The following is a 21,470-nucleotide window of genomic DNA, read 5'->3' on the forward strand; positions in this document are numbered from 1 at the left end:
AGGGCGGTCTATTCCCCGAGGCCGGCGAAAAAAGCACGGCGGCCTCGGGATTCGAGGGTTCAGGGCGTGGGCTTCAACGCCGTGAGGTAATCGACGATGGTCTGCACATCGGCCTGATCGACCGGCGCTTTGTAGACGTGGACCATCTTGTTCACGGTCTCGGTCCACTGCGCCTTCGTGAGCTTGGGCTGGGTCAGCACCATCCCGGCCGAGTGGCAGGCGAGGCAATTGTTATTGACCGCCTCGGCTCCCGGCCCGTCCGGAAAGATCCGGTCGGACGTCGGAAATTCGATCGATTGCGAACTGAAGCGCATCGGCTCGGGAGCAGGCGCCGCGAGCGCCACCAGGGGAGACAGGATGAGCGCGGCGATGAGGGCCGCAGGGCGAATTGTGTTCATGGCTGTTCTCCTCAAGCGGCCTGGAAGGACACGGTCTCGATGCCGTTCTGCATGAAGCCGTTGGCGTTCCAGATTCGGTCCATGCCTTGCGCGACGCCCTTGGTATTGGTGCAGCGGACCCTGACCGTGTGGGTCCCGGCGGCCAGCGCCGGCAGGCTGCCGTCGAAGCGGCGGAAGCTGTAGGGGCCCTCGTCGGCACCGAGTTGCGCCGGGAACCACGTCGCCCCGCCGTCGCCGGAGAACTCGACCGCCTTCACCCCACAATCGCCGCCGAACGCGATGCCGCGGATGGCCACCGGCGTTCCGGCCGCCACCTTGGCGCCGTCGGTCAGGTTGGTGACGAACGAGCGCGGCACCATCCTGTTAATCGGCACTGTCTTGAACCCTGTCTGCCCGGGCTTGATGTTAGCACCCGGCACGTCGGGAATACGGTAGGCGGTCTTCATCCAATATTGTTCGTCGGGCTTGTCCAGCACCTCGATGTCGGACAGCATCTTGACCCAGTAGGTTGAGTACCAGCCCGGCACCACGAGCCGGAGCGGGAAACCGTTGAGCAGCGGGAGCTGCTCGCCGTTCATCGCGTAGGCGATCATCACCTCACCATTGTTGGCGTGGTCGAGATCGAGGGACTTCTTGAAGTCCGGCGCGTCGTCGACCACGGGCTCGTCGAGGCCGTTGAAGCGCACCTGCACGGCACCGGCCTTCACCCCGGCCTTTTCGAGCACGTCCTTGAGGCGCACCCCGGTCCAGCGGGCGTTGCCCATTGAGCCGTTGGCCCATTGCGCGCCGGGCACCCGCGGCTCGAACAGCCCGCGTGAATTGCCCGAGCACTGGTTGACCGCGGCGATCTCGAAGCGCGGCAGGCCGGCGATGGCATCGAGGGAGAGCGAGAGTTCCTTCTCCACATGGCCGTGGACCTTGAGCCGGAAGGTGCCGGCATCGACCTCGGTCGGGATCGAGGCCCAGTGCCAGCGCACGTAGAAGCGGTCGTTGGGGGTGAACACGCCCGCGTCGAACACCGAGAACGGCGTCTCCAGCAGCGGCGGATGGGTGCGCTGGAGGATCATCTCGCCCTTGCCCGGAAAGGCGGTGGTCAGCGCCCGCTCGTCCGGGCCGCCGGGCAGCGGCAGCTTCACCGAGCCCGCGGCCCAGGCCGGCAACGCGGCGCCGAGGCTGCCGAGCCCGAGTCCACCCAGGACGAGGCGGCGGTTCGTCGGTCTGTCCAATCCGTGCATGGTCTCTCCCCTTGAAGAATGTCGGCGTCGATGCGTTCGAGCGCATCGGGCCTCGTGGCGATTCCTCGCGACAAGGGAGATGCTACGGAAAGCGATTTATTCCCTCCAACGGTCTTTCGCGATGCGAACGATCTCCCGGTGCGATGATTCGAGAATTTTCAATCTCCCGCTTAATCCGGATTTCTTCGGGGCATCGCGCCGGATGAAAACCTGGATCGGTGGTGGAGCCGGATCCACACCCGGATCAGACAAGGCCCAGCACGTGGATCAGGCCGAGGCTGACGGCGCCGAGCGCGAGGAGCGAGGCGACTACCGCCAGCGTCACCCGCGCCCCGGCCTTGGCGACGCTGCGCACGTCGACCCCGAGGCCGAGCGCCGCCATCGAGACCACGGTCAGCACGTTGGCGGTCTCCGACATCGGCGCGAGCGCGACCTGCGGGATCAGCCCGGCCGAGCGAAGTCCCGCGAGCGCGAGGAATGCGAGGATGAACCACGGCACCAGGCGGTGGATCGCGAGGCTGGCGCGGGCCGGGCGGTCGCCGGCTGTGACGCCGGGGGCGGCCTCGTCGGTCTTCTCGCCCAGCCGGCTCGCGCCGAGCGAGAGCACCAGGACGACCGGGCCGAGCATCAGCACCCGGACGAGCTTCACCAGGGTTCCGACCTGGACGCTGAGTGCCGCGACCGGCGCGGTGGCGGCGAGAACCTGCGGAACAGCGTAGACGGTGAGGCCGGCGAGCACCCCGTACTGCATCGGCGAGAGACCGAGCAGGGGCACCAGTAGCGGCAGCCCGAGCACCACCAGCACGCCTAGAACCGCGGTGAAGGCGATGGAGGCGGCGACGTCCTCGCCGTCGGCACCAATCACCGGCGCCGTGGCGGCGATGGCCGAGTTGCCGCAGATCGAGTTACCGCAGGCGACGAGGATCGCCATGCGCGGGTGCAGCCCGAGCGCCCGACCGATGCCGTAACTCGACAGGATCGCCACCGTGACGACGCCCGCGATGCCGAAGAGCAGACCCGGACCGGCCGCCAAGATCGTCGCGAGGCTGAGCGAGGCCCCGAGAAGAACAACCGCGATCTCCAGTACGGTCTTGGCCCCGAAGGCGATGCCGGGAAAGAAACGTTGCGACGGGGTCCAGGCCGTGCGGATCGCGCTGCCGAGCAGGATCGCCAGCACCAGGGCTTCGAGCCAGGCGCGACCGAACAGATGCGCCTCGACGGCCTCGAAGCCGACCGCTGCGGCGGTGACCGCCACGCAGAGGCCCAGTCCCGGAAGGATGGCTTTCGTGCCGGCCAAGGCGCCCATCGATCGAGGGTGGGAGAAAAGTCTGGGCATGGACATGGATGGCTCCGATGTGATGCCAGAGAATCCCATGTCCCTTTCATTCACTCCAACGGAATGATCAGATGTTTCCCATCAACGGAATAGATGAAAAGGGGCCCCTTCGCGGCTTGCGGAGATCCATTCTGGGGGGCCGACAAGCGCATTCACCCGTCAATCCAGCGTGCCTTGATCGTCGTGTCCGCGGCAAACTCATAGATCCTGACGGAGCCCGTCGCGAGTTCGAGGTGCTCGACCTCCGCCGGGTTGAGGTCTTCGAGCGCCATCACAAGCGCCCGCAGGCAATTACCGTGGGCGACGACCAGCACGTCCCCGCCCATGACCGCCGGTAGGATGGATCGGAGGTAGCAGGGCACGATGCGCGCGACAGTGTCGCGCAGGCTCTCACCATTCGGCGGCGCATCAGCGTAGGAGCGGCGCCAGGTCTCAATCCGCACCGCCCCCCAGCGCGCATCGGCGGTGGTCTTGTCGAGCCCGCTGAGGTCGCCGTAGTCTCGCTCGTCGAGCGCGGCGAAGCGTTGGGGGATTAATCCGGGTTGCCCGAGCGCATCGAGGATAAGCCGGCCGCTCACGACGGCCCGCGTCAGCGTCGAGGTGAAGGCAACAGAAAAGCGCCAGCGGCGCTCGGCCAAACGCCGGCCGGCTGCCTCGGCTTCCATCCGGCCCTGCTCGGTCAAGGGCGAGTCCAGCAATCCCGTGAACAGGCCGGATCGGTTGGCTACGCTCTGGCCATGCCGGACCAGCACGAGACGTCGCGTGACCGGGGCTTTGCAATCGTGAATCACGCTGTCTCCCGAGGCAGAGCACTTTCGCGCCGGTGGCATCGCCTCTGATGAAGTCGGCATCCGGCTTTAACAAAATTCGACCCTGAGATGAGTTGGACCGACCGTCCGGAGACGGTGATTCATCCTTGGTCCGCTTTAGAACGTCTTGCGACTGAAAGCAGCCAAGCTGCTTGCCACCCAACCCGGTCGTTGGCCTCTGCCTCGACAGCCTGGGAGCGGACCTTCGGAGTGTCGGCAAGGGGCCGGGAGTCGGCCCAGGGCATGGTTTCAATCCGTCAGATTGTTCATAACGTTACAAGTCGGGCCTCGGGGTCGATGGTATTCGGTTCGGACCGCGGCAGCCCCCACCCTTTCACGAAGCCGTAGACCGCCGGGATCACCAGGAGGGTCAGCAGGGTCGAGGAGACCATGCCGCCGATCATCGGCACGGCGATCCGTTGCATGACCTCGGAGCCCGAGCCGGTGCTCCACAGGATCGGCAGGAGCCCGGCCATGATCGCCACCACCGTCATCATCTTCGGGCGCACCCGCTCGACCGCGCCGACCATGATCGCCCGCCGCAGGTCGGCCCTGGTGAACGTCAGCCCGGCCCTATCGCGCTCGGCCCGGATCTCGGCCAGCGCGTGGTCGAGGTAAACCAGCATGATCACCCCGGTCTCGGCGGCCACGCCTGCCAGCGCGATGAAGCCCACCGCCACGGCCACCGACAGATTGAAGCCCATCCACCACATCAGCCAGACCCCGCCGACGAGGGCGAAGGGCAACGACAGCATGACGATGAGCGTCTCGGTCAGCCTACGGAAGTTCAGGTAGAGCAGCAGGAACACGATCAGCAGCGTCAGGGGCACCACGATCTTGAGCCGGGCGGTCGCCCGGTCGAGGTACTCCACCTGCCCGCTCCACTGCACGAGGGTACCCTGGGGAAGCCTGACCTCGTTGGTCACCGCCGCTCTAGCCTCAGCAACGTAGCCCCCGAGGTCGCGACCGGCGACGTCGACGTAAATGAAGACCGCGAGTTGCCCGTTCTCCGTCCGGATCTGCGTCGGGCCGCGGTTCAACTGCACCTTGGCGACCTCGCCGAGCGGCACGGTCCCCCCGCCCGGGATCGGCACCTGGACCTCGGAGGCGATGGATCGCGGGTCGGACCGAAAGGCCCGGGGGTAGCGCACGTTGACGGTGTAGCGCTCCCTGCCCTCGACGGTGTTGGTGACGCTCTCGCCGCCGAGCGCCATCCCGATCACGTCCTGCACGTCCCCGACCGTCAGCCCGTACCGGCCAAGCGCCTCGCGGTTGGGGGTGATGTCGAGGAAGTAGCCGCCCTGGACGCGCTCGGCGTAGGCGCTCGACGTGCCCGGCACCACCTTCACCACCGCCTCGACCTGGCGGGCGACCTTTTCCATCTCGGTCAGGTCCGTCCCGAGCACCTTGATCCCGACCGGCGTGCGGATGCCGGTGGAGAGCATGTCGATGCGGGCGCGGATCGGCTGGGTCCAGGCGTTCGAGACCCCGGGGAACTGGAGCGCGGCGTCCATCTCGGCCTTCAGGCTCGCCGTCGTGACCCCGGGACGCCAATCCACCTTCGGCTTCAGGTTGACGATGGTCTCGAACATCTCGCTCGGCGCCGGATCGGTCGCGGTGTTGGCCCGTCCGGCCTTGCCGTAGACCGAGGCGACCTCGGGGAACGACTTGATGATCCTGTCCTGGGTCGCCAGCAGGTCGCCGGCCTTGGTCACCGAAATGCCCGGCAGGGTGGTGGGCATGTACATCAAAGTCCCCTCGTCGAGGTCGGGCATGAACTCCGAGCCGAGCCGGCTCGCCGGCCACGCCGTCACCGCCAGGACGACCAAGGCCAGCAGGATCGTCAGCACACGCGCCCGCAGGACGCCGGCGATGAGAGGGCGGTAGATCCAGATCAGGAGCCTGTTCACCGGGTTGCGGTGCTCGGGGATGATCCGGCCGCGGACGAACAGGACCATCAGCGCCGGGACGAGTGTCAGGGACAGGACTGCCGCCGCGGCCATCGCGAAGGTCTTGGTGAAGGCCAGCGGACCGAACAGGCGGCCCTCCTGGCTCTCCAGCGTGAAGATCGGCAGGAAGCTCACCGTGATGATGAGGAGCGAGAAGAACAGCGACGGCCCAACCTCGCTTGCGGCCTCGATTAGGATCTCGACCCGGCGCTTGCCGGGGTCCGCCCGCTCCAGGTGCTTGTGGGCGTTCTCGATCATCACGATGGCGGCGTCGATCATGGCGCCCACCGCGATGGCGATGCCGCCCAGGCTCATGATGTTGGCCCCGAGCCCGAGGGCCTTCATGCCCGCGAACGCCATCAGGATGCCGACCGGCAGCATCAGGATCGCGACCAGCGCGCTGCGGACGTGAAGCAGGAACACGACGCAGACGAGGGCGACGATGACGCTTTCCTCGATCAGCGTGCCCTTGAGGGTCTCGATGGCCGCCTCGATGAGGTGCGAGCGGTCGTAGACCGGCAGGATCTCCGTGCCCTTGGGCAGGCTGGCGGCGACATCGGAAAGCCGGGCCTTCACGTTCTCGATGACGTTCAGGGCGTTGGCACCGAACCGTTGCAGGACGATCCCGCCGGCGACCTCGCCGTCGCCGTTCATCTCGGTGATGCCGCGGCGCTCGTCGGGACCGAGCTCTACCCGAGCCACGTCCTTCACCCGCAGGGGTGTGCCCGCCTCCGTCCTCAGGACGATGCTCTCGATGTCGGCGACGCTCTTGAGGTAGCCGCGGCCACGGACGACGAACTCGAACTCGGAGAGCTCGACGGTACGGCCGCCGGCGTCGGCGTTGCTCGCCCGGATGGCCTCCCGGAGCTTGGACAGGGTGATGCCCTGCGCCCGCAACCGGTTGGGATCGACGACCACGTTGTACTGCTTCACGAAGCCGCCGACGCCCGCGACCTCGGCCACGCCCTCGGCACGCGACGCCCCGAAGCGGACGACCCAGTCCTGAAGCGAGCGGAGCTCGGCCAGCGTGCGTTCCTTGGCGACCACCACGTACTGGTAGACCCAGCCGACCCCGGTCGCGTCGGGTCCCAGGTTCGGGGTCACGCCGGCCGGCAGGCGCCTGGCCACGGTGTTCAGGTATTCGAGCACCCGGCTCCGGGCCCAGTACGGGTCGGTGCCGTCCTCGAAGATGACGTAGACGAACGAGACCCCGAAGAACGAGAAGCCGCGCACGACCTTCGACCGGGGCACCGTCAGCATCGCGGTGGTCAGCGGGTAGGTGACCTGGTCCTCGATGACCTGGGGCGCCTGCCCGGGGTACTCGGTGTAGACGATGGTCTGGACGTCCGAGAGGTCCGGGATCGCGTCGAGCGGCAGGGTCCTCAGGGCGTAGAGCCCGGCTCCCACCGCGAAGACGGTCCCGATCAGCACCAGCACTAGATTCTTCGCCGACCAGGCGATGAGGCGGGCGATCATGGCGCCTTCCCCTCGACGGCGGCCTGCGGGCCGGGATCGGGCTTCGGCTCGGAAAGACCTTGGAGGGCCGCCTTCAGGTTGCTCTCGGCGTCGATGAGGAAGTTGGCCGAGGTCACCACGCGGTCCCCGGCGACGATGCCGTCGCGGATCTCGACGTAGCCGTCGCCGCGGGTGCCGAGCCTGACCGGCCGCGGTTCGAAGCGACCCTCGCCCCTGTCGAGCAGGACGACTTGCCTGATGCCGGTGTCGATGACCGCGTCGTCGGGCACCGCCACCACCGGCCTGTCGCTGCCGGTGGCGATCGTCACGTCGGCGAACATACCCGGGCGCAGGTCGCCGTTCGGGTTCGGCAACTCGATCCGCAGGCGGGCGGTCCGGGTCGCCATGGCGAGGTGCGGGTAGATCCGGGTCACCGCGCCGGTGAAGACGCGGTCCGGGAACGTCCGGGCGCGCACGGTCGCCGTCTGGCCCTCCGCCACGGCCGCCAAGTCGCGTTCGGTCACGTCGGCCAGGACCCAGACCCTGGAATGGTCGACGAGCTTGAAGAGGGTGTCGCCGGACTTGGCGCGCATGCCGTCGGAGACGTTGCGCTCGACCACGACCCCGTCGCGGGGCGCCGACCACGTGATGGTGGAAGGCACCTTCCGGGATCGCTCGATCTCGTCGATGACCTCGGGCGGGATGCCGAGGTTCTCCAGGCGCCGGCGGGCGCCCTCGTAGCCGATGCCGGTAAGGTACTGCGCGGCGGCCGCGTTCATCTCCGGCGAGAACAGGCGGAGGAGTGGCTGGCCCTTATGCACGTGGTCGCCGGTGGTGACGGGCTCGACCTTCTCGATGAAGGCGTCGGTACGCATCGCGATGACCGAGATCCGGCGCTCGTCCTCCTCGATGGCGCCGGGCGCGCGCACCGGCATCGACAGGACCCGTCGCTCGACGATTGCCGTCCGGACCCCGGTGCGTTGGAGCTTGCCGGGCGAGATCCTCACGGTGCCGTCGTCGGTGTCCTCGCCCCAGTAGACGGGAAGGTAGTCCATCCCCATCGAATCTTTCTTCGGAATCGGCGAGGTGTCCGGCAAACCCATCGGGTTGCGGTAGAAGCGCACCTTTCGGGCACCTGTCGCCGGCATCGTGGTCTGACCCATGGCCATGTCGCCGTGCCCGGGGTCGGGCATCGCCTTGGGCTCGTCGGGTTCGTCGAAGCGCACGTCCTCGCTTGCGTGGACGGCGCGATAGTCTCGACCGTCCGCTGTGCGCTTGGGCTCGGCGGAGTAGTCCGGCTTCCCGTCCGGGTCCCGGTAGTAGACCACGGGACCGGTCGCCTTGGTCGGGACCCGAGCGGGCACAGCGGACCTTGTCTCGGCACCCGGCAGCCAGTGGACGAACCCGGTCCGCGCCTGCTGGACGAGCGCCGGCACGGGGCTGCCCTCATGCCCCGCGCCATACCCCAAAACCCCCGCCGCGAGCGCGGCGAGGGTCCCGGCCAGCCATGCTCTCCGGCTCACTTGGTGGCCTTGAACACCAGCTTGTTCTCGACGGTGCCGGTCTCGCCTTGGACCTTGGCCCCGAGCGAGAGGCGCCAGCTGCCAGCCATCGTCAGCTTCACCTTGAACCGGTAGAGACCCGGCTCCGGCGACGGCAGCTGCTCGATCTTGGAGGTCATCTCCTCCATGCTGTCAGGCGCCATGTCGATGCGCTTGGCGAAGATGACGGCGTTCGGCACAGGCTTGGACGTGCGCTTGTCAACGAGGCGGACGTCGAGGATGGCCTCGCCCTGCTTGGCCTCGTCCTTCACCAGTTGGAACTCGTAGTCCTTGGTGTCGGCCCGGGCCGCGGCGGTCAGGGCGAGGCCGAGCAGCGCAGCCGTGAGCGCGCGCGAAAACGATGTGTTGGACACGGTCGATGATCTCCTGAAAACGATGGGACCCGGGCCTTCAGGCGCGCGGGATCTGCCGGCGCAGGCGCCGGCGGCATCGGGTTCAGGCTCGGGGAGGCTCGGTGGGCGGCCCTTGCGACAGGCTGTCGAAGGAGGCGGTGACGCCCCAGGTCGGCCCCTCGACGCCGCCGACGCGGCCCGGAAGTCCGACGGCGACCGGCAGCCCGGTGGCGACCTTCGCCAGGCAAAGCGCCATCAGGGGGCAGCCCTTGGAGCAGTCGGGCATATCCGGCCGCTCCTTGGGACAGCACGGCATCTCGTCCATGGCCATCCCGGCCATGTCGGCCATGGCTTCGTCGGGCATCGCCATGGCGTGCCCCTGAACGGCCGTCGGCGCGCGCATGCCTGCGGCGGCCGCGGATGCGGTCACCGGCGCAAGGGCGAGGCCGATCACCGCCAGGAGCGGGAGCAGCCTGCGAAGGGCGAGCCAAAAGGTCACGAACGGACGATGCCACATCGCGTGTCGGCGCGGAAGGGATAGGCACTACCTGACGAAAGCCCCACCCGCGGAGATAGCAAACCCGCGACGAGGAAGCCGAGGGACAGGCCCCCGATGACCCATCTCAGAGGCCACCCCGTATACTCCGATATCAGGTTGGCGAGCACACACAGCAGGTAGAACGAGGCCCCCCCGGTCAGGATTTGGATCGAGCCAAGGGCCGAGATCACCACGAGACGGTGGCGATGCGGGATCACGGGTACGCTCTGCCGTCTCATCGGGGGCGACTTAGACGGCCGGGACCGGCGACGCCGCCGTTGGGCCGAGCCTGGGCACGAGGCGGACGTAAACGAGTTCGCTCAGGAGCTCGATCAGCGTCTGTGTGACGATGACGGCGGGCAGGAGCGGGACGGCGCCTGGAACGGCGAAGGCCAGCGGCAGGACCACCATAGAGTTTCGGGTGGCGGCGCTGAAGGCCAGCGTGCGGACGGTGGGGGCATCCAGGCGGAACGCGCGCCCGACCGCCCAACCCAGCAGCGGGGCAGCCACGGCGAAGGCGACGTAGACGGGGACCACCCGCAGGGCGTCGTCTAGGGCCGGCCCGAGTTGGGGCAGGACGGACGCGATCACCACGAACAGGACGAGGGCCGTCGACGGCACCGGCAGAAGTCCGAGCCCGGTGGCGATCCGGTGGCCGGCGCGGCTGTGTCCGGCCCAGATCTGCACGGCCGCAGCAAGTCCGAGGGGAACCGCGATGAGCCAGACGAAGGCGTGCACGAACGGACCGACCTGGACGAACCTGGCGGCGTCCTCGCCGAGGAAGACGTTGAGGTAGACCGGCAGCAGCAGCATCTGCGCGATCAGCAGCGCCGGGGTGGAGGCCAGCAGCACCTTGGCGTCCGCGCGGCCGAGGTGGGCGAAGGTGACGACGTAGTCGATGCACGGCGTGAGCAGGACCATGAGCACGCCCAGCCGCAGCATCGGATTGGCGGGCAGGAACTGGATCAGGCAGGCCACCAGGATCGGCAGCGCGACGAAGTTCGTGGCGAGGAGCGCCGCCAGGAAACGGACCCGCGTAAAGGCTTTCCCCAACTCGGGCAGGGGTACCTGGAGGAAGGTGACGAACAGCATCAACGCCAGGGCCGGGTTGATCCCGACGTCCAGGGCCGTGGTTCCGGGGACCATCAGCGCAACGACGACGGCCAGGCCGATGGCGGCGAAGTAGATCGGGATCTGCCGGCCTTCGAGGATGTCGCGCAAGGTGGTCATGCTTCCTCGCAGGCGATCTTGGGGGCTTGCTCGACCCGCTGGGGCCGGCCCGTGCATTTGGCGAACAGGTCGATGGCGCGGTCGCAGACCTCGCAGTGACCCTCGCAGCAATCGCGCATGAGGAAGGCGACGAGGTCGGACAGGGCCGGGAAGATCGCACTGTAGATGATCGAGCGACCTTCGCGGCGGCTCTCGACGAGGCCGGCGTTCTCCAGGTGGCTAAGGTGGAACGAGATGCGCGGCGCCGAGGCACCTGCGATGGCCTCGGTGATGGCACCAGCCGCCATGCCCTTCGCCCCGGCCGTGACCAGCAGGCGGATGATGCGCAGGCGGGTCTCCTGCGCGATGGCCGCGAAGCCGTCGAGCGCTTGTTTCTCTTGCACGACACTTAAACCGTTATGGAATCGTTTAAGCGTCAGTAGGCTCGCGACGGGTCGGAGGCAAGATCGGATCGGGACTGGATCACGGCGACCGTCGAAGGCGGCCGCCGGCTCCCTGGCTTCGCGGCCGGACGCGCCAGAGCGATAGGGCGAGCGCGACGTTCGCCACGGCGAGCACGCTGAGCAGGGCGTAGGTCGCGTCCGCGCCCGCGTGGGTCAGGACCACGGCTCCGACGGAGGGTGCAAGCGCCTGCGCCACCAGCCCCGGACGGGCGAGGCGACCGACGAGCGCGGCGTATCGTTCGGGACCGAACAGGGCCAGGGGCACCGTACCACGTGCAATCGAGTAGATCCCGTTCCCGGCCCCGTAGAGGACCAGCGCCAGCCCGACCAAGGGTAGGCCGGCCGTCAGCATCGCGATCCCCAGGATCACCAGGACCATGGCGGCGGTCAGGGTCCAGAGGGGGTGATGCCGTCCCTTGCCGGCCATCTCGATGATGCGGGCGCCGACCTGGGAGGGTCCGATCAGCGCCCCGTAGGCCACGGCCGAGGTGAGAGCCACGCCACGGGCCTGTAGCAGGGTGATGAGGTGCACCGAGACCATGGCCATCACCGTGCCGCCGAGGGTCAGCACCCCGGCCATGAGGAGGAAGGCGCGTCGCTCCCGCCCATCCAGCCGAGCGCTTGCGTTTGATCCCTTAAGCCGTCGAGCCGTAGGCGGCGGAGGGGACGGGATCACGACGAGCACGAGGGGGAGTGTGACCGTAAGGTGGAGCGCCGCATAGGCGAGGCAGGTGCCGCGCCAGCCGACCTGCTCGAGCAGGAAGGCGGAAAGCGGCCAGCACACCGTGCTGGCGAAGCCGCCCCACAGGGTCAGCGTCGTGATGGCGGACCTCGCCTCGGCACCGTAGAGCCGGCCGAGGGTGGCGAAGGCGGGATCGTACAGTCCGGTGCCCATGCCGAGGCCGATGAGGAGCCAAGCCGCCAAGTAAGCCGTAACGTACGGGGCCAGGGCAAGGCCCGTGAGGCCCAGCGCCAGGGCGATGGCGGCGAAGGCCAGCATCGGCCGGCCGCCATGCTCCCCGATGAAGGCTCCCACCCGCGGCGAGACGAGGCCCGCGACGAGGAGGCCGAGGGATAGGCCCCCGATGACCCAGCCGAGGGGCCATCCCGTATCCCTCGACATCGGGGTGGCCAGAACCGACAGGAGGTAGAACGATGAGCCCCAGGTCAGGATTTGGATCACGCCCAGGGCCGAGGTCACGGGCCAGCGGTGCGGCGGGGTCATCGCCGTGCTACCGGGCCCCGATCATGGGTAGCCACAACGCCAGGGCCGCCAGGGTGACGAGTAGCACCGGCGGCGTGATGACGAGGCCGACCCGCATGTACTGGCCCCAGGTGATGCGCTGGCCCTTGGTGTCGAGCACATGCAGCCACAGCAGGGTCGCCAGACTCCCGATGGGCGTGAACTTCGGGCCGAGGTCGCAGCCGATGACGTTGGCGTAGACCATGAGCTCGCGCATCAGCGGCGACAGGTCCGGGGCCTGCTGGATCGACAGCGCGCCAACCAGCACGCTCGGCATGTTGTTCATCACCGAGGACAGGATCGCGGCTGCGACCCCCGTGCCTATGGTGGCGACGAACGGCCCATGGCCCGAGAGCCAGACGAGGCCTTGCGCCAGGTAGTCGGTCAGGCCGGCATTCTTCAGCCCGTAGACGACGAGGTACATGCCGAGGCTGAACAGGACGATCTGCCAGGGGGCCCCCGCTAGCACCTTGCGGATCGGAATGACGCGGCTCCGGTTCGCCAGCGCCAGCAGGATCACGGCGCCGGCGCAGGTGACCACCGAGACGGGCACGCCGAACGGCGCCGTCACGAAGTAGGCGACCAGCAGCAGCCCGAGGAGCGGGAAGGCTGCCTTGAACACCAGCGCGTCCATGATCGCGTGGCGCGGCGCTTCGAGCTCGGCCACGGGGTACGTGGCCGGAAGGTCGCGCCGGTAGAACAGCCACAGCACCACCAGGGTCGCCGCGAGCGAGACGAGGTTCACCGGCACCATCACGGCCGCGTAGCGGCTGAAGGAGATGTCGAAGAAGTTCGCCGAGACGATGTTGACGAGGTTCGAGATCACCAGCGGCAAGCTGGTGGAGTCCGCAACGAACCCGCAGGCGACGATGAAGGCCAGCGCCGCGGCCGGCTTGAAGTCGAGGCGCAGCAGGATGGCCAGCACGATGGGGGTGAGCAGCAGGGCCGCGCCGTCGTTGGCGAACACCGCGGCGATGGCGGCGCCGAGCAGGATCACCAACGGGAACAGCAGGCGCCCCCGTCCGCCGCCCCACCGGGCGATGTGGAGCGCCGCCCAGTGGAAGAAGCCGGCCTCGTCGAGCAGCAGCGAGATGATGATCAGCGCGACGAAGGTGAACGTGGCGTCCCAGACGATGTGCCAGACGACCGGGATGTCGCCCGGGTGGATGACCCCGGTGGCGAGCGCGACCGCGGCTCCGATCAGGGCGCTCCATCCGATCCCGAACCCCTTCGGCTGCCAGATGACGAACACGAGGGTGACGACGAAGATGGCGAGCGCGAGCATCGGGACCGTTTCTTGTTCTTGATTATGTGGAGCGATCAGGCGGTGGCGATGCGCCGGCCGTGCTCGTCGACGACGCGCTCGCCGTCCTCCTTGACGAACTCGCCCTGCTGGGCAGGCAGGAGGTCGAGGACCGCCTCGGACGGTCGGCAGAGGGCGACGCCCTGAGGGGTGACGACCAGGGGGCGGTTCAACAGGATCGGGTGAGCCTCGATGGCATCGAGAAGCCGGTCATCCGTAAGGCTCGGGTCCCCAAGGCCGAGATCGGCGTAGGGCGTGCCCTTCTCCCGCAGGAGGTCGCGCACGGTGAGGCCGGCACGCTCCGCGAGTTGACGGACCATCACCCGGCTCGGCGGCGTCTTCAGGTACTCGATCACGTGCGGCTCGATGCCGGCGTTGCGGATGAGTGCCAGGGTGTTGCGGGACGTGCCGCAATCCGGGTTGTGGTAAATCACGACGTCCATCAGGCGGTTTCCTCGCAGCAGGCGGATAGGGCGGCTACGGCCGGGGCGCAGACCTCGGGGCGGCCCTGGCAGCAATCGCGCATCAGGAACTGGATGAGCTCGGACAGGTCCGGGTAGGCGGCGCTGTAGATGATCGACCGCCCCTCGCGCCGGGAGGTGACCAGGCCGGAATGGCTGAGTTCCTTCAGGTGGAACGACAGGTTGGTGCCGGACACGCCGACCGCCTCGGCCAGCATGCCGGCCGCCATCCCGTCAGGCCCCGCTGTGACGAGCTGGCGCACGATGCGCAGCCGATGCTCCTGGCCGAGGGCCGCGAAGGCAGCGACAGCTTGCCGTTCGTCCATCATGATGTCAATATCTCAACCATCATTGAAACGTAGAGGATAGACGTTCCTTGGACAAGCCTCGACAGCCCTTCGCCGACGGCCTGCCGAACCTGAGCGAGGGACACTTCATCGTTCCGGCGAGCGCCGACCTGCAGGTGGCGACGCCGTTCGCCCACGCCCCGCGCTTCCTGATCCTCTACGGGTCGCTCCGGGAGCGCTCGTTCAGCCGCTTCCTCGCCTACGAGGCGGCGCGCCTGCTTGAGGCGATGGGCGGCGAGGTCCGCATCTACGACGCGCACGGCCTCCCTCTGCCCGACGACGCCACCGCCGATCACCCAAAGGTCCAGGAACTCCGGAACCTCTCGATCTGGTCGGAAGGGCACGTCTGGGTCAGCCCGGAGCGACACGGGGCCATGTCCGGGGTGATGAAGAGCCAGATCGACTGGCTGCCCCTGTCCGAGGGGTCGGTGCGCCCGACCCAAGGGCGGACGCTGGCCGTGATGCAGGTCTCCGGCGGCTCGCAGTCCTTCAACGCCGTCAACGGCCTGCGCGTGCTCGGGCGCTGGATGCGGATGGTCACCATCCCGAACCAGTCCTCGGTGCCGATGGCCTACAAGGAGTTCGACGAAACCGGCCGGATGAAACCCGGGCCGCTCTACGACCGGGTCGTCGATGTCTGCGAGGAGCTGATGAAGTTCACGCTCCTGACCCGCGAGCGATCCGACTACCTCGTGGACCGCTACTCGGAACGAAAGGAGCGGGAACCGGATCGGCTCAAGGCCGTCGCCGCCGACATCGGGTTCGTCAGGAGACCCTCGTAACCGTCCCGGGGACCGGCGGCGGATCGTGACGCACGATCCCGGGCCAGACGGTCATAGTTTACGGGCCGTTGACTCCGGAAGCGGGCAACGGGACGCGCGTCCCGCTATGCGCTGCCTTAGGAGTCGTGAATCCCGACGCCCCTTGGATGGGGTCAGCGGTAGGAGAACTGCAGGACGGCAGCGGGCAAACGTTCTCCCTCGATAGGAATGGCGGAGGCGGACGCCTCAATCTCGGCCATGTCCTGGGGCGTGAGCACGACCCGGTCGAGCCGGCGCGTGCCGGGGATGGGCACGATGAATGGCTTTCGCGAGAGCAACCAAGCCAACGCGATCTGCGCCGCCGTCGCCTCCTTGGCCTCGGCGAAGCGTTGCAGGAGCTCGACCAGCGCCTGGTTGGCCGCTCGCGGACCTCAGGGGAGAAGGGTGGGATATGCTTCGTCATGGCTCCAGTCTCTCAAGAGTTGGAGCCTCCGAAAATCCCGGGGCGGTTCAATCTCCGGTTCCGGGTCGCGGGTCCAAAGCGAATACTCGCTTTGGATGGCGGCCACGGGCTGGACCGCGTGCGCCCGACGAACGGTCTGCGCTCCAGGCTCGGACAAGCCGAAATGCTTGACCTTGCCCTGGGCGATCAACTCCTTCACCGCGCCGGCGACCTCCTCGATGGGGAAGCCGCAGGACCTGATGCACCACCGCTGCATCAACCTACGCCTGCCGACGCGTGGGAACATCTACGCCTGGGAGTTCGAGAAGGCCGGCCGCGAGCTCAACGTCCGGGTCGAGGGCCAGATGGCGTTCAACAACACCGGGCTGATCCTGAAGGCCGCCCTCGGCGGGCTGGGCCTCGCCTACCTGCCGGAGGACCGGGTGCGGCCTTACGTCGAGGAGGGCCGACTCAAGCGGGTCCTGGCCGAATGGTGCCCCCCGTTCGCCGGCTACCACCTGTACTACCCGAGCCGGCACCAGCACGCCCCGGCCTTCGCCCTGGTGGTCGAGGCGCTGCGCTACCGAGGCTGAGACGACTAGGCTGGGATATCGAAGTTTCCAAGCAAGCGGGATGCATTGCCGTCGGTGATGGCTTCCAAGTCCGCCGTGTCCTTTCCCAGCATCTCCGCAAGGCGGTTCACCGTAGCCCTCAGGTCGCCCTTGCCACCCCGGAAAGGGGCATCGCTCTCGATCAGCAGCGCATCGAGGGGAACTGCAGCCATGAGGGAAGATGCCCGTGCCCCCTTCAACATGCTGCCGTTGACGGAGAACCAGCAGCCCGCTGCGATGGCCCGACCGAGTTCGGAGGCCGTACCGGAAAACCAATGCAGGACGGGCAGGAAGCCTCCCCTCGACGGGCAGGCACGGATCTCGTCGAGGACCTGTCCGGCGGCGCGACGGCTGTGGATGCTCAGCACCCGGCCACCCAGCGAGCCTGCCCGGTGCAGGACCTCCCTGAACACGCGTCGTTGCGCCTCGAAGGCATCCGCCAGGTGCGGACTGCCGTCGAGGCCGATCTCCCCGATGAGCCTCGCCTGGGGCATGAGGTCCAGCATCAGGCCGACCTCGTCCTGTGCCTGCCCGACCAATTCCGGGTGAAGCCCCAGCGCCGGTCGCGTCCAAGGGTTTCCCTTGGACCATGCAAGGTTCTGTTGCCAGGCGCGCGGGGTCGTCGTGACGGCGACGGTGGTCACCCGATAGGCACCGCGCGTTTCGTACTCCGCCTTCGGATCGGCCATCAGGTCGAGGTGGCAATGGAAATCGTGCAAGGCCACCGCCGTCGGGAGCTTCAGGGAGCGAAGGACTGCAGGTTTCCGATAGCTCGTCCCACCTCGTCTATACCCTCCGCGAAGACCTTGGTGTAGTCGCGTATCTCCCCGGGGGCGTAGTCAGTGAGCGGCCCAGGTTTTCGCACGAGCGCGACCGCGGTTTCCGGCTTTCGCCGCAGACGTTGGGCCATGAACTCGAAACTCCTGACGTGTTCTCCCTTGGCGCCCCGCGGATCGACCGTGCCGCCCAACACGGGAAGGTCAAGATACGTCGTGGGTTCGTAGCCGTAGGCATGGACCTCGGCGGCGCGCCGTATGAGGCACGGTACGCAATATCCGCAATGACCGGGCGGCCTTCCCTCCCACCGGGCCTTCGATACCGAGGAGCAGGATATCGTGCTCGGCATGGCGGCTTCGACGAAGCTGCGTCGGGCCACCTCGTCCAGCATCTGTCCCTTCGTCCTGAATCGATAACGGTTCTCGACGTTCTCCGCGAGGTCCAGCCGCCTCAGCAACTCCTGCCAGCGAGCCAGGTAGAACGGATGTGTCGTGCGTGTACTCCATGCTCCCACTCGGAGCGGATCGAGCGGGACGTTGAGGGAGATGAGGCCGTTCTCGGGAACGTCCACCACCCGGGACCCACGGGGCATCGCGCTGGTTCCGGCGGCGGCGAGGGCGAGGAATAGGAACGACCTGGCACGCTGCGTGTCCTCGCTGCCAAGGGAGGCCATGTCGCCGGCCGTGACGCCGACCCGTGCACGAACGTGGCGCGTGCCGAAGGCTCCGAACTGCTGATCGAGCATTCGGACGCATGCCGCCTGGCTCGACGTGCCGGCATCCCAGTAGTGGCTGACGAACAACGTCTTGCTTCCGCTGGCGAGGAGATCTGTCGCGCCGACGAAGCTGTCGACCCCGCCGGAGAACAAGGCCACCCGGTCGAACGGGAGAAGCGGTAGACCCAGAGGAGCCGGCGCGAGCGGACCGTCGTCGGGCCTGGATCGAAAGAACACGCGCCAGATGTCCCCCGACAGGAAGCCCAGCATCCGCTCGATCAGGTCCGCCACGCCGGACCATAGCGTGGGATCCGAGACCGGGACCCAAAGCGCGATCTCCCGCGTGAAGGAGTCCTCCGCGTTACGGACCCTGGAGATCCGCGTGTCGGCCGCCTGCACGGCTACGGCAAGAACCAGCAGGTCGACGCCTACCTCGGTCGGACGCAACCCGCGTGTGGCCATCTCGCCGAGGATCTGGCCCATGCCGAACCTCAGGCCCGCTACGTCGGGACGGACGTCGAGGGTACGCTGCGGCTCTCCGGCGGGGGCGGCGATGGATGCGCGGTCGGAGGGTCCGAGACGAACGACGATGTGGCATCTCATGAGGATTCGCCTTCATCGCCGTAGGTTTCCAACAGGGACCACGCCACCTCGTAGATCTCGTCCACGATGCGTCCCAGGCTCGGGCCGGTGAGGTCGCCGAACGATTGCGGGGTTAGGCCGATGATGCCGTCGCGCGTGGCGGCGGACACGTAGTCCCGCAACTCGCGCTCGACGGTACGGAAGTCGGCTATGACCGGGGCGACCTTGAAACCGCGAACCGCGATATCGTGGAAAATGCGCCCCACGATGCTGTTGGAGAGGAAGGCGGCGAAAAAGCCTTGCTTCTGGGCGGCCTCGAACGCGTCGAGGCTTTCGATCCCAAGGGCGCCGAGCTGGTCGACGGTCTCGGCCCATGCGTCACGAGCGATGGCTTCGTCCACGAGGCCACCGTCGGCGCAGATCACGTCCGTGAGCCCCGCGAATGCCTCCGCAACCCCTCCGTCGAGGAGCGCATCGAGCCCAAGGCGCTCGAAGGTCTCGCGGACGCCGACCGTGTCGAAGTCGCGGAACAGGCCGAGCACGCCCGCCGCAGCCTGACGGGCCGCTCCCATCCGGCGCGTCGCGTTGCGTGCCCCACCGGCGGCGTTGCGGGCGTACCCCCTGACGGCCCTGCCCAGGGCACGGTCATCGGTTCCGCCGCTCCGGGAGAACCTGGTGAAGTTGGACCTGCTCGGGCCGAAGCGGTTGGGTTCGGGCGGAGGGGCTGGCGGAGGGGCCGGGACCAAGGGAAGTGCGGGAGTTGCGCCAGGCGGGGTCGGAGGGCCTGGGACCGGGACAGGAGGCACGGGTCCGGGGGGGACGACGGGGGGCGGAGGCATGCCGGGCGGCGGGACCGGCGGCGGTGCCGGACCGCCCAGCCAACCCGGGACCAGAGGGGTCGTCGGACGTTGCCCGCGTGGCAGTGCGGACGTTCCCATCAGCGGCGCTCCGGTCCGTCCAGACTTCTCAAAGTGGCCTTGGCGGTGATCTGGAGTTGACGGCTTCCCCTGGTTGACCAGGACCGCAACATGTCCCGCGCCCGCGTCTTCGGCCCATCCTGGAAGGCCTGCGGGGACCAACCGGCAGCGGCCCAACTGCCGAGCTCGTCGGCTGGCAGTTCGCCGAGGAAGTCCAGGAGCCGACCCTGGAACCTGGGGTGGTGGCGCACAAGCGCACACAGGCCGGCAAAGTGCGGAGGCGAGGCCGAGAGCTGATCGACGGCCAGGATCTGGTCCTTCAACGTGTTGAAAAGCAGGTTGGCACCGGTTTCGTCCAGTGCTCGGATGTCGCCGTCCACTTGCGTCGCCCCGAGCGCACCCGAACCCACGGACGACAGGATACGGTCGAGCAGGGCGTTGGACGAGGCACGACCGAACGCGCTCTTGCGGTCGCGGGTCGCGAACACGTACGGGCGTAGGTCGACGGTACTGAGGAGCTTGTCGGGGTCCAGCCGTGCCCAGTTGCGCAGCCAAGCGTCCCCCGCCCAATCGGCCACGGCCTCAGGCAGTGTCCTGGAGCCGTCCGCTTGGGGCGATCCAGCGGACGGTCCACCCGGTCTCGGAGGTGTCGCCTCGTCGCTTTCAAGCAGCTTCAACTCCACGACGATGCCACCCGCGACCGTCATCGCCTGCTTGGCGACCTGCGTGAAGAAATCCGGTTTGAAGCGCTCGATCAGCATCACGCGCCCTAGGACGGAGATCTCGACCTCGCTTGAGAGACCGCGCGCGTCGGCGACGGCTTTCCGCAACGCGACGGCGTTCAGGAAGCGCTTGATCTGTCGGGGGTTGCCCTCAAGCCCTTCCGCGACCGTCGGCCCTAGCTGCTGCGCAAGCCGGTAGGCGGCCGTCAGCTCCGTTCGCTTGTCGGGCCCGGCAGCGATGATGTCCTCCAACGTGAGGGCATTCGAAATCCAGGGCGTCTTGATGACGGCCCGGGCCTTCTCGACCAGCGTCACGAAACCCCGGGCCTCCTCTCCCAGGATCGCCTGCGCGAGGAGCAGGGTGACGTAGACCTTGGCCTCCTCCATCCCGAGCGCAGGGATGCGGAACGGCACCTGGATCAACTTCTCCAGGTAGTTCCGCGCATAGGAGGTCGGCCCCGCCGCAGCCGGCAGGTCGGGGAAGTGCTGCCGGACAGCATACTCGATCATCGCCTCGTCCGTCGCGATGATGAAGGCCGTCTGCGGAGTGAAAAGGAAGAGGCGGATCGCCTCCAGGGTCTCGATTGCGGTCTTGGGCAGGCAACGGTCGAGGTCGTCGATCAGGACGACGAGCTTCTTGATGCCCGCCTCCTTCAGGAGCGTTTCGAACTCCTTCTGGAACGCACGTATGTGCGTGACCGCGGACTCGGCCGCCTCGGGTTCGGCGAGGTATTCCTTCGCCTCCTCCACGACCTTCTTGAGCGCTTCGCCGTCGACGGCTTCCCCCGGCGCGTTGAGAATGCCGGAAAGCTTACCTAGGATCTCGGTGACCTGATCCGGGCTCGGCAGGCCGCTCGCATAGTTCCAGGCCAACTGGCCGCCTCGCTTGGCCAGCTTCATCCAGCGGACGCGCTTGAGCAGGCCCTTGGCCGCCTTCTTCGTCTTGGCACCGAAGGTCTCGGAGTCGCGCAACTCCTCGACGATGGTTTCCAGTAATGCCGTCTTGGCATCGTCGAACCCCTGGAAACGCCACCCGTCGAAGTGGAGGCACAGAACGCCCTCCCGCTTCTTGAGCCGAGCCTCGGCCATTCGCAGCACGCTCGACTTGCCGGCCCCCCAATCACCGTGAATGCCGACGGTGAGTGGCTTGTTGGGTGTCGCATCGATCAGGTTGACGACCGTTTGCGCGATGGCCTCGAAATAGAGGAGATCGACCGCTGTCTCGTGGTCGGGGACAACGACAAGCGCAGCTGCCGCCACTCCGTTGCTGGCCATCGCAATGCTCCACCCAGGACCTTACTG

Annotated in this window: 19 protein-coding genes and 3 pseudogenes; 2 read left to right on the forward strand and 20 right to left on the reverse strand. The window is 67.7% G+C overall.

Annotated elements, in window-relative coordinates; all coding sequences use genetic code 11:
• Positions 1-59: 59 nt before the first annotated feature.
• The 15 genes and pseudogenes from ASF28_RS20095 to ASF28_RS20160 all read right to left on the reverse strand — a co-directional run bounded on the left by ASF28_RS20095 (position 60) and on the right by ASF28_RS20160 (position 14,623).
• Positions 60-398 carry a c-type cytochrome gene (locus tag ASF28_RS20095; protein ID WP_055958939.1) on the reverse strand — a complete coding sequence of 113 codons (339 nt, stop codon included), beginning with the start codon at positions 396-398 and terminating at the stop codon, positions 60-62.
• A gap of 11 nt (positions 399-409) precedes the next feature.
• Positions 410-1,633: a molybdopterin-dependent oxidoreductase gene (locus ASF28_RS20100; protein WP_056096997.1), complete on the reverse strand. Its 1,224-nt coding sequence runs from the start codon at positions 1,631-1,633 to the stop codon at positions 410-412.
• A 244-nt stretch (positions 1,634-1,877) separates the two neighbouring features.
• Positions 1,878-2,939, reverse strand: coding sequence for a YeiH family protein (locus ASF28_RS20105; RefSeq protein ID WP_055958946.1), 1,062 nt, complete (start codon positions 2,937-2,939; stop codon positions 1,878-1,880).
• A gap of 182 nt (positions 2,940-3,121) precedes the next feature.
• On the reverse strand, positions 3,122-3,760 hold the full coding sequence (locus ASF28_RS20110) for a 2,3-bisphosphoglycerate-dependent phosphoglycerate mutase (RefSeq protein ID WP_055958948.1): 639 nt from the start codon (positions 3,758-3,760) through the stop codon (positions 3,122-3,124).
• 284 nt (positions 3,761-4,044) lie between these two features.
• Entirely contained in the window at positions 4,045-7,203 is a 3,159-nt protein-coding gene (locus ASF28_RS20115; RefSeq protein ID WP_056096999.1) for an efflux RND transporter permease subunit, read from the reverse strand.
• Positions 7,200-8,705, reverse strand: a complete 1,506-nt coding sequence (locus ASF28_RS20120) for an efflux RND transporter periplasmic adaptor subunit (RefSeq protein WP_056097001.1) — start codon at positions 8,703-8,705, stop codon at positions 7,200-7,202. The genes ASF28_RS20115 and ASF28_RS20120 overlap by 4 nt, the downstream gene beginning before the upstream one ends.
• The gene (locus ASF28_RS20125; protein WP_056097005.1) at positions 8,702-9,097 is read right to left on the reverse strand and encodes a FixH family protein; all 396 of its coding nucleotides are present in this window, start codon (positions 9,095-9,097) and stop codon (positions 8,702-8,704) included. The genes ASF28_RS20120 and ASF28_RS20125 overlap by 4 nt, the downstream gene beginning before the upstream one ends.
• 82 nt (positions 9,098-9,179) lie before the next feature.
• Complete coding sequence (locus tag ASF28_RS20130; protein ID WP_056097130.1) at positions 9,180-9,575, reverse strand: hypothetical protein; 396 nt, start codon at positions 9,573-9,575, stop codon at positions 9,180-9,182.
• A gap of 53 nt (positions 9,576-9,628) precedes the next feature.
• Positions 9,629-9,853: pseudogene (locus ASF28_RS23480) on the reverse strand (MFS transporter); the annotation flags it as partial.
• A gap of 10 nt (positions 9,854-9,863) precedes the next feature.
• Positions 9,864-10,844, reverse strand: a complete 981-nt coding sequence (locus tag ASF28_RS20135; protein ID WP_056097008.1) for an arsenic resistance protein — start codon at positions 10,842-10,844, stop codon at positions 9,864-9,866.
• Positions 10,841-11,227, reverse strand: a complete 387-nt coding sequence (locus tag ASF28_RS20140) for an ArsR/SmtB family transcription factor (RefSeq protein WP_056097011.1) — start codon at positions 11,225-11,227, stop codon at positions 10,841-10,843. The genes ASF28_RS20135 and ASF28_RS20140 overlap by 4 nt, the downstream gene beginning before the upstream one ends.
• Positions 11,228-11,306: 79 nt before the next feature.
• Complete coding sequence (locus ASF28_RS20145) at positions 11,307-12,512, reverse strand: MFS transporter (protein WP_056097014.1); 1,206 nt, start codon at positions 12,510-12,512, stop codon at positions 11,307-11,309.
• Positions 12,513-12,519: 7 nt separating this feature from the next.
• The gene (locus ASF28_RS20150) at positions 12,520-13,815 is read right to left on the reverse strand and encodes an arsenic transporter (RefSeq protein WP_056097017.1); all 1,296 of its coding nucleotides are present in this window, start codon (positions 13,813-13,815) and stop codon (positions 12,520-12,522) included.
• Between the two features lie 35 nt (positions 13,816-13,850).
• The gene (gene arsC, locus ASF28_RS20155) at positions 13,851-14,276 is read right to left on the reverse strand and encodes an arsenate reductase (glutaredoxin) (RefSeq protein WP_056097020.1); all 426 of its coding nucleotides are present in this window, start codon (positions 14,274-14,276) and stop codon (positions 13,851-13,853) included.
• On the reverse strand, positions 14,276-14,623 hold the full coding sequence (locus ASF28_RS20160; protein WP_056097023.1) for an ArsR/SmtB family transcription factor: 348 nt from the start codon (positions 14,621-14,623) through the stop codon (positions 14,276-14,278). The genes arsC and ASF28_RS20160 overlap by 1 nt, the downstream gene beginning before the upstream one ends.
• 47 nt (positions 14,624-14,670) lie before the next feature.
• Between ASF28_RS20160 and arsH the strand changes: the two genes are divergently transcribed.
• On the forward strand, positions 14,671-15,423 hold the full coding sequence (gene arsH, locus ASF28_RS20165; RefSeq protein WP_056097026.1) for an arsenical resistance protein ArsH: 753 nt from the start codon (positions 14,671-14,673) through the stop codon (positions 15,421-15,423).
• Positions 15,424-15,575: 152 nt separating this feature from the next.
• Here arsH and ASF28_RS23485 read toward each other — a convergent pair.
• Positions 15,576-16,151 (reverse strand): annotated as a pseudogene (locus ASF28_RS23485) (aldo/keto reductase).
• On the opposite strand from ASF28_RS23485, the pseudogene ASF28_RS23490 reads away from it, so the two are divergent.
• A pseudogene (locus tag ASF28_RS23490) lies at positions 16,093-16,437 on the forward strand (LysR substrate-binding domain-containing protein); the annotation flags it as partial. The pseudogenes ASF28_RS23485 and ASF28_RS23490 overlap by 59 nt on opposite strands.
• 5 nt (positions 16,438-16,442) lie before the next feature.
• On the opposite strand, the gene qatD reads toward ASF28_RS23490, so the two are convergent.
• From qatD to qatA, 4 genes are all read right to left on the reverse strand, one after another.
• Positions 16,443-17,174, reverse strand: a complete 732-nt coding sequence (qatD, locus tag ASF28_RS20175; RefSeq protein WP_156384039.1) for a Qat anti-phage system TatD family nuclease QatD — start codon at positions 17,172-17,174, stop codon at positions 16,443-16,445.
• Between the two features lie 20 nt (positions 17,175-17,194).
• On the reverse strand, positions 17,195-18,430 hold the full coding sequence (gene qatC, locus ASF28_RS20180; protein WP_156384040.1) for a Qat anti-phage system QueC-like protein QatC: 1,236 nt from the start codon (positions 18,428-18,430) through the stop codon (positions 17,195-17,197).
• A gap of 116 nt (positions 18,431-18,546) precedes the next feature.
• Positions 18,547-19,467, reverse strand: coding sequence for a Qat anti-phage system associated protein QatB (qatB, locus tag ASF28_RS23680; RefSeq protein WP_306424559.1), 921 nt, complete (start codon positions 19,465-19,467; stop codon positions 18,547-18,549).
• The gene (gene qatA / locus ASF28_RS20190) at positions 19,467-21,443 is read right to left on the reverse strand and encodes a Qat anti-phage system ATPase QatA (protein ID WP_056097040.1); all 1,977 of its coding nucleotides are present in this window, start codon (positions 21,441-21,443) and stop codon (positions 19,467-19,469) included. Before qatA ends, qatB begins: the two co-directional genes overlap by 1 nt.
• Between the last annotated feature and the right edge of the window lie 27 nt (positions 21,444-21,470).

The sequence above is a fragment of the Methylobacterium sp. Leaf99 genome (assembly GCF_001422375.1).
GTDB lineage: Bacteria > Pseudomonadota > Alphaproteobacteria > Rhizobiales > Beijerinckiaceae > Methylobacterium.